Raw genomic sequence first — 13,939 nt, forward strand, 5'->3', positions numbered from 1 at the left:
CTCCTTCTAAGGATCCGTCCTCTGTAGTGATAGTTTTTCCTCGGATGTCAGGATTATTTTAATCAGCTCCTCTAAAATGATATCCTTATTAAAACGAAGAAGCAAGGCGCTGCTTTGAAACAGGGTGTCCCTGCTTTTTTTCATGGGCCGGCGCTTACTATTGATCTCTTCCATAAACTCTTCCAAACCGTATATTTTAAAAAGCTCAACCTTCTCATGGGCTGCAATTTCCTCTAAAAGCTTTAGCACCAGTTCTCCATAGGATACCTCTTTTCGACAGCCTAATAGTTGCACAAGCTTTGGCACCAGCTCTTCCAATGCTAAGCGATTTTTCGGAAGGGTCGTGGAGAGGCCTAATAAGCCGCTGATTTTTCCCAGGGTTTCCTCTTTCAGCCCCTGTAAAAAAGCCACTCCTTCCCGGTCCGTGATCCCTGCTTTTAAATAATAATTTTCCCCGTATAAATCCTGAAATACCTTTAGGGTATCATAGTAACCGAGATTTATATTAAACTCCGCTTTTTCCTTTGAGAAATCCAAAATATTACCCAGGTCGTGTTTCGGTTGAATGTAGATAACTTCCAGGTCCTCAAAATCAACTTTTTTAATTCTTCCTTTACTCATCAATCGCACCGCAACTATTTTTTTATAGCCTTTTTGATAGAGCATATTAATCGGCAGATTATTATAGAAGCCTCCGTCCAGGAAGGTTTTCCCATCGATCTTCTCCGGTTTGAAAACCGGCAAATAAGAGGAGGCCAATAAATAGTCCGCCATCTTCCCTTCCGGGACTTCCTCTTTGAAAAGCTCCAGGGGCTTTAAGTCCGTTAGGGATACGGTAACAAAGCCAAAATCTTTTTTAGATTTTCGAATCACGTCCTCCTTGGTGCCTTCTCGAATCATCTTCACCAGGGGACCGATGTCCAGCCCCGCATCCTTGACAAACCGTTGGGCCTGTTCCAGGACATACTGAATTTGATCCGGCTTAATGCCCGTTTCCATAACCATTTTGTAAAGCTTGGAATCAATATTCAGGATTTTTTCCGGTGCAATTTCCTCCCATATTTCCCGGGCTTTTTCATAATCTTCTTGAATCATTAATGCTCCGTTTAATGCCCCTATGGAGGTTCCCGTGATCCCGTCAAACTCCATGCCCAGCTCTCGGAAAGCTTTCCAGGCACCGAATTGATAGGCGCCCTTTGCGCCCCCACCCTCCAGCGAAAGTCCGATCATATTTTTCCCTTCTTTCTTCTATATTTTCTATTATCCTGTATTGTAGTCTATACCCATTAACCCCAAAATCCCAACAAAAAAACCTTTCGCCACTTAACGGGAAAGGTTTTTCTGAATAATCTGTTTTAACCCCAACAACAGGTTCAAATTGCTTCCTAAACTTAAACCGTCGACGGTCAACGCTCTTTGCTTACTGCAGCCATCCACACCGCCGAGGTCTGTCAGGGCTTTTAATAGATAAACTTCCTCTTTTCCCTCCTGTAATAAGTCCATATCGCTAAGAAGGGAAAGTCCTGCCACAAGACCATAAGCTCCCCAGTTGGAGACCCCGGCCACAATCAGATAATCCGCTGAGGAAGTGGCAAATATTTTTTTCCCCTGATCCACATAGGGAATCCCCGCTTTGCGGATCTTACCCATGCCCATTTCATTGCCTCCGTCTCCGATGGCCAGGGTGGTAATCCTTTGCTCTTTGGCCATATCCATTAGAGGGTCCAAATCCGCAACATAGTCGGTGATGTCTTCCCCCCGCATGGAATGGTACCTGCCACTGATCCCTTTGCCGGGCCTTTCAATGGCCAGCAGATGGGTAGGGTTAAACGCCTCGAGTATTTTCTTCAGCTCTTTATTTTTCACATTCAAGGGCGCTGAATAAATCGCCCCGCTGATTTCTTTGATTTTTTTTAGGCCTTCCAGAATTTTGCGGGAGTACTCATCGGTTACAATTAACACCTCTTTGTTTAAGTCTTCCAGGGCTTTGGCAAGGGCAATGGATCCCAGGGGACCGTCACTCTCTCCCACTTGGCATTTGGGAACCGTAAAGCCGGTGATAATTAGAATTCTTTCCCCTTTGTATAGGGATTTCAGTCCTTGATAATAATCTTCATAGGAATTCAGATGCTTCGAAATTCCTCTTTGCCCTTCATCCCGGGTAATGATTTCTTCGATTTCTCGAAAAGGCTGCTCCTTTAGGGAAAAGGCCCTCATCCTAACCCCTCCTTTTACTTCTTCGATTATCATAAAAAGGGTCAGAAGCGCTGACCCTTTTCTGTTGGGGGGAGAAAGACTAGGATTCCTGAACCGTAGCCTTTCCTTCTCTATTTCTTACTACTTGTAGTGCAACCACTACAACTAATATCACAAATCCACCAAGGTCAATTAACTTATCCGGGTGAATTAACAACAAGGCGGCGGCCAGGAACATGATCCGTTCATAGAATCGTGTGGTGGTTAAAAGATAACCCTGCACTGCGGCGCCAAAGGCTACCACCCCAAGACACGCCGTGATAATGGCTAAGGCCGCTTCAAAAAATGTCACGTCAATTAACAATAGTTCAGGACTCATAGCAAAAATGTAAGGGATCAAAAATCCTGCGGAGGCTAGTTTTAAAGCCGACACTCCGGTTTTAAAGGAGTCTCCTCCGGCGATCCCAGCCCCGGCATAGGCGGCTAAGGCTACCGGTGGGGTTACATCTGCGATTACCCCAAAATACAGTACGAATAAATGGGCGGCCAGTAGGGGCACGTCCAATACTAATAAGGCCGGTACCGCCATGGTTGCAAGGACGATATACTTCGCCGTGGTAGGCAGCCCAAGGCCAAGTATAATGGATGCCAACATCGTTAAGAACAGCGTGGGAAGTAACATTCCTCCGGCTAAACCAACGATTAAGTTTGCAAAGGTTAAACCGAGGCCGGTTAAAGTTACCACTCCCACAATGATTCCGGCACAGGCACAGGCCGCGGCAACACCGATTGCTTTTTTCGCTCCATCCTGAAGAGCGTAAAGGATTTTCGAGATATTGACCCGGGTGTGTTTTCTAAACATACTGACCACTAGGGCGATGACAATACTCCAATAGGCGGCTCTTAAGGGGGAGAATCTGACTAATAGAAAAACGACGGCGATTAAAGGAATAAATAGATGGAATCCATCCTTTAACACTTTTTTAAAGTCCGGCAGATCTTCTTTTTTCATTCCTTCCAAGCCTTTTTTCGATGCCTGAAGGTGTACCATGGTAATGACCCCAAGATAATACAGCAGGGCGGGAACTACGGCACTGATCACAATTTGAATATAGGGGATCCCCGTAAACTCCGACATGATAAAGGCTGCGGCTCCCATAATCGGCGGTAAAATTTGTCCCCCGGTGGAAGCTGCGGCTTCCACGGCGCCGGCAAAGGTGGGCTGATAACCGACCTTTTTCATCAGGGGAATGGTAAAGGCTCCGGTGGTTACGGTGTTGGCAATGGAGCTTCCGGAAATGGATCCCATAAACCCGCTGGCAATAACCGCGGCCTTTGCCGGTCCCCCTTTACGGGTTCCCGCTCCGGCGAAAGCGATATCAATAAAGAACTGGCCCACTCCGGTAATCTCGAGAAAGGATCCGAAGAGGATGAACATGAAAACGAAGGTGGCGGAAACCCCCAGGGGGGTTCCGAATATTCCCTCGGTGGTCATATACATCTGATTTACTATACGTTGTACCGAGTAACCCCGGTGTCCCAACATTCCGGGAATATAAGGGCCTACATAGGTATAGATTAAAAAGATTACCGCAATAATCGGCAGCTGAGGACCAATACTCCGTCGAGTCACTTCCAACACTAATAGGATGGTGATCACGCCCATTAGCATATCCAGGTCCGTGGGTCGTCCCATTCTCAATACCAGCTGATCAAACATCATTATGATATATGCGGTAACCATAATGCCGGCTGCGGCTAAAATCCAATCGAAAAATTGAATTTTTGTTTTATCAAATCGTTTACTGGCAGGGTACAATAAAAAACCCAGTACCAGCACAAACATTAAATGCACTGCCCGCTGTTTCATGGCCAACAGGATGCCAAAACCCGCAGTGTATAAGTGAAATAAAGACATGGCGATGGCAATAATGGCAATCACCATGGCCAGCTTTCCAGTAAGCTTCCGTACATTGGATGAAACATCAAACTCCGCTAATTTCTCATCCACATCCACCTCTACCTCTTCCTGCAAATTCTTCTTTTCCTCATTAGACAATGGATTTCCTCCTCTCAATAAAACAGACTCTCCAAAGTTGTCATGGTCTTTTCTTCAATCACTATCAACGCTCCCTTTTCCAGGAACTCATCAAAATAAATTTCCGATTCTTCGTTGTAAATTAACCGATGTTCCGTGGTTCTTCCTGTTCTCATACGAATTTGAGGGATCCGCCTATGAATACCTTGATTAATGTATCGACCATCCACTTTCTCGAAACTTTCAAAGGCTTCTGTGGGCAGCCCTGCACCAAAGGACTGGTACTCCGTTCGAAGCAGCAGAATTTCTCCCCCATCCAGGGTGAAGACATCCTTAACTTCCGTACGCATTACCGAGTGGTCATAGATAATTGCAAACTCTTCGAAATTTTTTTCGGGAATGAAAAATAAAAATTCTTCCTCTGTGCTGAGACCCAGGCCTTTCACCGGCCAAACAAGAAAGATTATCACCATTGATATCGATAGCATAATAAAAGGAGCACTACTCTTAAAATAAAGCAGGGGAAGGCGCCTCCCGGGCACCTTTTCCCTGCTATCATTCCTTTCCGAATAAAAACCTGGTCTATTCCACTTCATCAAAATATCGCTGAGTGCCGGGGTGAATCTCTAGAGACATTCCCTCAAGGGCATCTTCCAGACTGACATCTCCGCCTCGAGCATGGGCATTTTCCAGGGCGTCTAAGTTTTCAAATAACGCTTTCGTAATATCATATACAATATCCTCAGACAGTTCCGCTCTTACGGTAAGCATGGCCATTACCGCTACGGCATCCACCGAATCATCTTGATTTCGGTACGTGCCCCCTTCGATTTCTACTTGGGCATAGTATGGGTAGTCGGCAATTATTTCATCGATTTTATCTTGGGCGATCGGAACCAGTACCACACTGTGTTGGGTCGAAAGGTCCGTGATGGCTGCGGTTGGAGTTCCTGCGGTTACAAAGGCCGCGTCCACATTTCCGTCTCGGAGATTGTCGGAAGCCTCAGCAAAGGACAGGTAGTCCGGGGTAAAGTCATCATAGGTAATACCGTGGGCTTCGAGAATCTGTCGGGCATTCGCTTCCGTTCCGCTTCCCGGTGCCCCTACTGCAACTCTTTTGCCTTCTAAATCCTCGATGGCTTCAATTCCAGCACCGGCATCCGCAACGATTTGAATCGTTTCGGGATAAAGAGTGGCTAACCCTCGTAGGTTTTCCATCGGTTCTTCCGCTTCAAACATTTCAATTCCCTCATAGGCATAATAGGAAATATCATTTTGTACCATGGCAAAATCAACGTCTCCGTCATTTAACAGGTTAACATTTTCCACGGAAGCTCCCGTAGATTCTGCATTAGCGGTTACACCGTCAACATTATCGGAAATAATATTGGCAAATGCCCCTCCCAAGGGATAATAAACCCCGGTTGTACCGCCGGTTGCAATGGCTACCCGATCCGGGCTTTCAGAGCCTTCTTCTACCTCTCCGTTCTCACCGTTGTCCCCATTCCCACATCCTACCATGAATATGGACAGTACAAAAACACTGATCAACAATAGGGTAAAGATACGCCGTTTTTTCATAAATTCCATTCCTCCTTAAATAATTTATGTTTCCTCTACAACATAATAAATGCTACAGCCTCATTATATTCAAGCCGTTGATGAAACCGACGGAAAACTACAGAATCCTACACAGAATAGTTTAAAAAATTACAATTGTCTGAATAAACCGCTCAAATTCTTCCGGTGTTAATAAAAATCCTCCTGTTTCACTTCCCGTAGCATCCCCTCTAAAAACCGTTTCACGTTTATTTTCGGTTTTTTATCCGATTTCTTTTGGATTCTTAACATCTCTTCCCGAAGGGCGGCAAAATCAAACAACCGATGGCCGAAGCGCTCAAACTTCGGATGATGATAATCTTCAATGCCGAGATTTGCCAGGTTGTTCAAGGCATATTCAATGGTTCTTCGTATTCTTCTTTCAATAGCCTTTTCTCCCCGGGCCACATCCCGGTTATCACTTTTTTCATAGCGCTCTCCAATCTTTTCATAGAGCAGTTTTAGGTTTTGCAAAAGTTTCATATCTTCCGGATAGTCCATGGCGGCTAAAATGCTCATGGCTTCTAGAATGTCCCCGCTGCCGCTTTGACTTAAAATCCCGAGATCCATTGCAATATTTTCCGCGATATTGTTGGCTTTATCCTGTTTCGTTAAATAGTTCCCCGGAGTTTTCGGCTTTCCTTCCTGGGGGGAATGACTTAAATCCTGGTTGTTTAAGAAAAACTGGAGGTTCTGAAAAGTTTTTTCCATTCCCTTATACCGAAGAACTTTTTTTACCACATGGGAGACTTCTTCTTTATTAATGGGTTTTTGAATGTAGAATTCCACCCCCGCCCGATAGGCTTCCCGAACCATCATTTTATCGGTGATCTTTGATAATAATACGAAGGTGCCTCCATAGCCTGATTTCCTGAGTTTTTTTATGGTTTCAATTCCGTCCAGCTCCGGCATCAACAAATCGATCATGACAAGGTCCGGCTGCAGATCCATCACCTGATCGATGGCTTGCATACCGTCTTCCGCTTCCCCGATCACCTGACCGATCCCCTCTTCTTCAATAATGTTCGAAACCATTCTCCGAACCCCGGAGTCGTCATCCACCACAAAAATTTTACTTTCATAATTCACTGTTTTCACCTCGAATCACATTATTTTTTGCCACCTGAATGAGAAAAGTCGTTCCTTTTTCTTTTTCACTGGAAACCTCTATGCTTCCATTGAAAAATTCCACCAGATTTTCCACATGGGATAATCCCAAACCATTGGAGTAGCAGCCGGAAGCTTCATCGAGCTTGTTGGAAAATCCCGGGATGAAGATGTGCTTGCTATCCTTGGGGTCAATGCCCCTGCCGTTATCCAGGATTTTTAAAATCAACTCCTTTTCTTCTTCGTAAAGTTCAATATGAATATTTCCTCTTCTGGGGATGGCCTCCACCCCGTTGGCAATAATATTGTTCAAAATCGAAGTCCATACCAGGGGGTCTTTAGGCGCAAAATCCACCTGTAAATCCCGAGTGAAGTGAATATGTTTATCGGTATCAATACTATAATTCTGATGTACTTTGATGGATAAGTCCAATACTTCGGAAAAAGTATAATCCGTATGCTCCGGAGTCTTTAACAGTTTTTTCAGTCCCGTATTAATTCGGGTATAGTCGTGCTTTACTTCATGCATCATTCGGGAAATCTCTAAGGCTTTCCTTCCTAACAACCGCTCCTTTTTTTCCATCAGGGATTTGTAGATTTCATAGCTTTCCTTTGTTAATCGATCCATGTCCTGGGCCGACTTTTGAAGATAAAACACCTCCGCCTGCAAAGAGCTGGTTAAAAGAACCAACTCTTCAAGCTTCTTATTCTCTGCCCGCTGCATCAGTCGTAATCGTTGGTTTTGGGTGGTGGAGTAAAGTCCGGTTACAAGAAACATCCGAAGCATTCCGATGATCAACAGGCTCAACAGGTGCATCCCTATGGAGTCTCCCACAATCCACTCCTGCAAAAGGAGGAACCGTAGCATAATTTCGAAAACATTAGAGGTGAAGTCCATAAACCCAAGCACAATCCCGCGCTGTATCGGTTGATGCTCTAAGGAAAGCACCTTGGAGTATTTTAGTAGAGCCGCAAAGAAAGCATAGTATAGAGAGCCGGGAATATGGGTTAAGAAAGCGGAGGATAAGGCTATATCCCCACCCCATACACTCATCCCGGTACGAAAACCTAAGATCGCCAGGGAAACCAAGACTCCGGTCCAAAGGACCGGGATGTCTTTTTTATATAAACAGCCCATGGCAAATACGATTACCCCAAGCCCTATACGAAAAGTGGTATCAAAGGGGTGCACTCGAAGCTGTGCTGCAAAAACCGTGAAAATAACCACAAGCAATACATCTTTTAAGACTTTTTTATTCATTTTCATTCTCCTCTGCATGAGGGTTTTTTTATCAAACTTTTCTGTCGATTACTTTATTCTATCCTGTATCAAAAAAAAAGGCAAGGGACCGGGTCCCTGCCTTTTTTAAGTTTTTTTATTCTTTGAATTAATCTTGTTCCGCCATTTTCTTATAACCTTCATATCGTTCCATAGCTTCTTCCTCTGAACGCTTAAACAGTTCTTCCGCAACCTCGGGGAAGGTTTTGGTCAAGGAAGCGTATCGAACCTCACTCATTAAGAAATCTTTAAAGGATTTCGTCGGCTCCTTGGAATCCAGTACAAAAGGATTCTTACCCTGTTCCTTCAGCAAGGGATTGTATCGGTACAGATGCCAGTAACCGGCTTCCACTGCTTCTTTTTGCTGCTTTTGGGTTGCTCCCATCCCACTGGAAATTCCGTGGGCAATACAAGGAGAGTACGCGATGATTACGGAAGGTCCCTTATAAGCTTCCGCTTCTTTGATGGCTTTTAATGCTTGATTCTTATCGGCTCCCATAGCAATTTGTGCCACATATACGTAGCCGTAATTGGTCATCATCATACCTAAGTCCTTCTTCTTGGTCTTCTTACCCGAGGCCGCAAACTTGGCAACTGCCGCCGTTGGGGAGGCTTTAGAGGATTGACCTCCGGTATTGGAGTATACTTCGGTATCCATAACCAGAACGTTTACGTCTTCTCCCGATGCCAGTACATGGTCCAGTCCTCCGAATCCGATGTCATAGGCCCATCCGTCTCCACCGAGGATCCACTGAGAATTCTTAATTAAATAATTTTTCTTGTCAAGAATTTCCGCAACTTCCGGAACATTCTTTTCTTTTTCCAATAAGGGAAGCATTTCGATGGTGGCTTCCTTAGAACCTTTGCCCTCATCCTTGTTTTCCATCCACTTGTGGAAGACTTTTTCCAGTTCATCGGAAACATTGGCTTCCTTCATCAGGTTTTCAATCTTATCTCGGATTTGTAGAGCTGCCAGCTTCATACCATAACCGTATTCCGCATTATCTTCGAATAAGGAGTTTGCCCAAGCAGGTCCTTCTCCTTCATCGTTTTTGCAGAAGGGTACCGAAGGTGCACTTCCCCCATAGATTGAAGAACAGCCGGTGGCATTGGCAATAACCATTCGATCTCCAAACAGTTGGGTGATTAGCTTCACATAGGGAGTTTCTCCACAACCGGCACAGGCTCCAGAGAATTGGAACAGTGGCTGCTTAAATTGAGAGCCCTTCAAGTTTTCCGTATTGGTTAAGTGGGCTCGATTTTCCAAGGTCATGGCATAATCCCAGTTTTCTTTTTCCTTAGCCACTTGCTCTTCCATAGGCTTCATGATCAGGGCTTTACCCTTCGGTGCGGGACAAATATCCGCACAGTTTCCACAGCCGGTACAATCCAGCGGGGTTACTTGAATCTTGTACTCGTATCCTGCAAATTCTTTGCCCATGGCCTTTAGGGTTTCCATTTCCTGAGGCGCATTCTTCCGTTCTTCTTCCGTTAGAATTACCGGTCGAATCGCCGCATGGGGACAAACATAGGCACATTGGTTACATTGAATACAGGTTTCTTTTTGCCACTCGGGAACATTAACCGCAATTCCACGCTTTTCAAACTCCGTAGTTCCCAGCGGGAAGGTTCCGTCGGCCCGATCTGCAAAGGAACTTACCGGTAGTTCGTCTCCTTTTTGTGCATTCATAGGCTCTAAAATATCCTTGATAAACGCTGGTTTCTTTCCAGAAGCAGCTTGGCTGCCGCCTCCGCCGGACCAGTTGTCGATTACATCTTTTTCAATCTTCACAAGGGCATTCATCCCTTCATCAACGGCTTTTTGGTTCATGGAAACAATTTTTTCTCCTTTGCTGCCATAAGCTTTGACAATGGCTTTTTTCAGGAAATCCGCCGCTTCATTTGCGTCAATAACCTCGGACAGCTTAAAGAATGCGGATTGCATAACCATGTTGATCCGATTGCCAAGACCGATCTCCTCGGCGATTTTCGTACCGTTTATAACGTAGAAGTTGATATCATTTTCCTTGATATAGTTTTTAAGGCTTTCCGGTAACTTCTCATTTAATTCCTCCGGTGTCCACATACAGTTCAGAAGGAAGGTTCCGCCTTTTTTCAGTCCCTTTGCCAAGTCATACTGATTGACATAGGCTTGGTTATGACAGGCAATATAGTCAGCCTCATCAATGAGATAGGTGGATCGAATCGGCTCGTCTCCAAATCTTAAGTGGGATACGGTAACGCCACCGGATTTTTTCGAGTCATAGGAGAAGTAAGCCTGGGCATACTTATCCGTATTCTCTCCGATAATTTTGATCGCTTCTTTGTTGGCTCCCACGGTACCGTCGGATCCCAGTCCCCAGAATTTACATCGAATGGTTCCTTGAGGTTCTGTCACAATCTTGTCTTTCATGTCTATGCTTAAGTGGGTTACATCATCGTTGATTCCTACGGTAAAGCCGTTTTTCGGTGTTTCTTCCTTTAAGTTGTCAAACACCGCTTTAATCTGGCTTGGGGTAGTGTCTTTCGAACCAAGTCCATATCTTCCTCCAACGATCATTGGTCGCTCTTCCTTGGTGTAGAAAATACTTTGGATATCCTGGTATAACGGCTCTCCTAAGGCTCCCGGTTCTTTGGTTCGGTCCATTACTGCGATTCTTTTAGCTGTACTCGGGAATACATCAAAGAAATATTTTGCAGAGAAGGGTCGGTAAAGGTGTACTTTTATTGCTCCGACCTTTTCTCCTTTTTCCATTAAATAGTCCACGGTTTCCTCAATGGTTTCCGTAACCGATCCCATGGCTATAACCACCCGGTCTGCATCTTTCGCTCCGTAATAGGTAAAGGGCTTGTACTCTCTGCCTACTTTTTTGCTGATTTTTTCCATGTAGTCATTTACTACATCGGGTAAGTCCGTGTAATAAGGATTCGACGCTTCCTTCGCTTGGAAAAAAACATCCGGGTTTTGAGCCGTACCCCGAAGCACGGGACTTTGAGGATTTAAGGATTTGTTTCTAAACTCTTTAATTTTTTCTTTGTCCACAAGTTCTTCCAACTCATCGTACTCGATCAGTTCAACTTTTTGCATTTCGTGAGAGGTTCTGAAACCGTCAAAGAAATGTACGAAGGGTACACTGGATTTAATCGCGGCTAAGTGAGCGATGCCTCCAAGGTCAATCACTTCCTGGACACTTCCCGAGGCAAGCATGGCACATCCGGTTTGACGTGTTGCCATAACATCGGAATGATCCCCGAAAATGGATAGAGCATGACCCGCTAAGGCCCGGGCACTTACATGGAATACTCCCGGTAACAGTTCACCCGCGATTTTATACATGTTCGGAACCATAAGCAGTAATCCTTGAGATGCGGTATAGGTCGTTGTAAGGGCTCCTCCTTGTAAGGAACCGTGTACCGCTCCTGCGGCACCACCCTCGGATTGTAGTTCTGAGACGCGTACTTGCTGTCCGAAAATATTCTTCATGCCGTTGGCACTCCATTCATCAACATTTTCTGCCATGTTTGACGAAGGGGTAATCGGATAGATCGCTGCCACATCGGTAAAAGCATAGGATACATAGGATGCTGCAGCATTACCATCCATGGTTTGTGTTTTTCTTGCCATTTTCATTCCTCCCTTTATATAATAATATTGATGTACATTTAACAATTCTGAAAATACCGTGAATCTAGTTTGCGCACAATTCCATTATATTAAAAAAAAACGTTTATTTATAGGGGGAATTTGTGTAAGCCTTAAAAATTTTTAGCAGTCGCCCCTCCGAAATCGGTCCCTCCTGGAAGCTCTCCCCCAGCCAAGCCATTGTCTCCCCCGGTTTCCCAAGGAAATAATAGGATTGCAACCCACAAAGTTCATGATTATTCTTTTTTATTTGATGTTATTTCCTTCCTTCCCTTTTATGCTTTCATCCTGCTGTTTCATATTTCATTTGTAGATATTTGTAGATATTTGTTGATATTTGTCGTATTTCCAACTATACTTAAGTATATCACTATGTTATTATTTAAAATTATTATAGACTGATTTAAAAAGGATCGATTAAAATTCCTAGTAGAAAGAAGTGACGGCTATGAAAAAAATTCTGCATTTAATCAAGGACAAGCGGCCTTTACAGGTTCGTTTGCTTGTTCTTTTCCTAATCTTGATTTACCTTCCCATTTTATTTAATGTGTTTTTTATCCAACGACAGACCCTTAACGCCGTGAAAGATGACAAGTTAATGAACATGGAAGCTTCATTAGAAAACACCGGTACTTCCATCGATCAAGCCGCGGAGGATATCGCCCAGCTTCTCGAGGACCGTTCCAATCAACCGGGTATTCAAAAAGGGGTGGAGGATTATTCCCTGCTTCCGGAGCAAGCCCGGGAAAACTTTCACGGCTATATGGAACGACAGCTCTCTGATATAGAGAACGCCTCCCCTTATCTGGCCCACAGCAGTGTTTTCTCCTTAGAGGGGGATCATTTTGCCGGAGAGGATATTTGGCATGAGAACTTTACCGAAAGTCCCCTCTATCAGGATATGATGGCCGAAGCCCTGGCGGAGGGATGGCACTTTCTGCCCCCGGAGGAAGCCTTTACTTCCTCTTACCATGAAGAGACAAGCAGCGAAGATTTCCCTCACACCTTTCTTTACGTTCAAAGTCTGGAAAATCTGGAGGGAACCAGTCCTGTCGGGTATGTGGTTTCCGTCATTCACCAGGAGAGCTTTCAAGAGCTCTATCAAAATGTGTTTCTGGGAGAGGGCGGCAGTTTAGCCCTTTGGAGCCGTGACAATCAACCACTGAGTCGGGACGGGGTGGAAAGCTTTCCTTCGGAGATTCAAGGGAGAGTGTTTGAGAACCAGGATTTTCAAACCTTCGACGCCGAGGGAGAACCTACGGTCTTCTATCAGTTGTCCCTGGATTCTTTCCCTGGACAGTTAACCGCAAGAATCCCCGAGGCTTCCTTGACCCAGTCTATTGAAGGCCCCCTTAGACTAAACCTCTACTTAATGATTTTTATTAGTACCTTGATTTCCATTTGGATTTTAGTTGAAATCATTATCATTTCCAACATGGCCACAGAAAAGGAAAAGGCCCACTACCGCTTAACCTTAAGTGAAGAACTGAATGAGAAACTTCGAATGTATAAACATGATTTTTCCAACCACCTGCAGATCATTCAAGGATTAATTCATCTGGGTCACAGCGATCGGGCGTTGAAATACTTAAACAAGATCTCCGGCCAGGGTAAAATGATTTATGACACTTATGAAATCGGTATTCCCGAACTGGAGGTGGTCATGTACGATGCCTATATGCAAGGAAAGGAACAGGGGATCGAGGTCAATATTCAAACCATGGAACTTCCCAGCACCCTACCGATTAACATTTATGACCTGGTTAAGGGGCTTACCAATTTAATTAAGAATGCCTTTGAGGCTATGGAAGCCTACCCTGAAAAAGATCGCAGCCTAAGCATCGAAATATTTGAAGAAAACAAGGCTTATGTCTTTAAAGTAAGCAACAATCTTCCGTTAATTCCCTCAGAAGATCGGGAGCGCATCTTTGAGAAAGGCTTTACCACCAAGAAAAAGGGCGACGGTTTTGGTCTATATATGGTCCGGTCTTTAATCGAAAAGCATCAGGGCACCGTGGATTTAATCGTCAATGACGGGGGCAACCATTTTTATTTACGAATCCCCAAAGAAAAATAG

The 13,939-nt window shown here is 44.6% G+C and carries 9 protein-coding genes; 1 reads left to right on the forward strand and 8 read right to left on the reverse strand.

Annotated features, from left to right (window positions below; translation table 11 throughout):
• Window positions 1-6: 6 nt before the first annotated feature.
• The 8 genes from ISALK_RS06110 to nifJ all read right to left on the reverse strand — a co-directional run bounded on the left by ISALK_RS06110 (window position 7) and on the right by nifJ (window position 11,844).
• Window positions 7-1,230, reverse strand: a complete 1,224-nt coding sequence (locus tag ISALK_RS06110) for a patatin-like phospholipase family protein (RefSeq protein WP_160720191.1) — start codon at window positions 1,228-1,230, stop codon at window positions 7-9.
• A gap of 93 nt (window positions 1,231-1,323) precedes the next feature.
• Entirely contained in the window at window positions 1,324-2,217 is an 894-nt protein-coding gene (locus tag ISALK_RS06115; RefSeq protein WP_160720193.1) for a DUF4392 domain-containing protein, read from the reverse strand.
• A 79-nt stretch (window positions 2,218-2,296) separates the two neighbouring features.
• Window positions 2,297-4,255, reverse strand: coding sequence for a TRAP transporter permease (locus ISALK_RS06120; RefSeq protein ID WP_306770703.1), 1,959 nt, complete (start codon window positions 4,253-4,255; stop codon window positions 2,297-2,299).
• 14 nt (window positions 4,256-4,269) lie between these two features.
• Window positions 4,270-4,722 carry a DUF1850 domain-containing protein gene (locus ISALK_RS06125; protein ID WP_160720195.1) on the reverse strand — a complete coding sequence of 151 codons (453 nt, stop codon included), beginning with the start codon at window positions 4,720-4,722 and terminating at the stop codon, window positions 4,270-4,272.
• A 94-nt stretch (window positions 4,723-4,816) separates the two neighbouring features.
• The gene (locus ISALK_RS06130; RefSeq protein WP_160720197.1) at window positions 4,817-5,815 is read right to left on the reverse strand and encodes a TAXI family TRAP transporter solute-binding subunit; all 999 of its coding nucleotides are present in this window, start codon (window positions 5,813-5,815) and stop codon (window positions 4,817-4,819) included.
• 168 nt (window positions 5,816-5,983) lie between these two features.
• On the reverse strand, window positions 5,984-6,922 hold the full coding sequence (locus tag ISALK_RS15530) for a response regulator (RefSeq protein WP_160720199.1): 939 nt from the start codon (window positions 6,920-6,922) through the stop codon (window positions 5,984-5,986).
• Window positions 6,912-8,201, reverse strand: coding sequence for an ATP-binding protein (locus ISALK_RS06140; RefSeq protein ID WP_160720201.1), 1,290 nt, complete (start codon window positions 8,199-8,201; stop codon window positions 6,912-6,914). The genes ISALK_RS15530 and ISALK_RS06140 overlap by 11 nt, the downstream gene beginning before the upstream one ends.
• 127 nt (window positions 8,202-8,328) lie before the next feature.
• A complete protein-coding gene (gene nifJ, locus ISALK_RS06145) occupies window positions 8,329-11,844 on the reverse strand; it encodes a pyruvate:ferredoxin (flavodoxin) oxidoreductase (protein ID WP_160720203.1) in 3,516 nt (1,171 codons plus the stop codon).
• Window positions 11,845-12,310: 466 nt separating this feature from the next.
• Between nifJ and ISALK_RS06150 the strand changes: the two genes are divergently transcribed.
• Window positions 12,311-13,939 carry an ATP-binding protein gene (locus ISALK_RS06150; RefSeq protein WP_160720205.1) on the forward strand — a complete coding sequence of 543 codons (1,629 nt, stop codon included), beginning with the start codon at window positions 12,311-12,313 and terminating at the stop codon, window positions 13,937-13,939.

Origin of the sequence: Isachenkonia alkalipeptolytica, assembly GCF_009910325.1 — a bacterium.
Taxonomy (GTDB): domain Bacteria; phylum Bacillota; class Clostridia; order Peptostreptococcales; family T1SED10-28; genus Isachenkonia; species Isachenkonia alkalipeptolytica.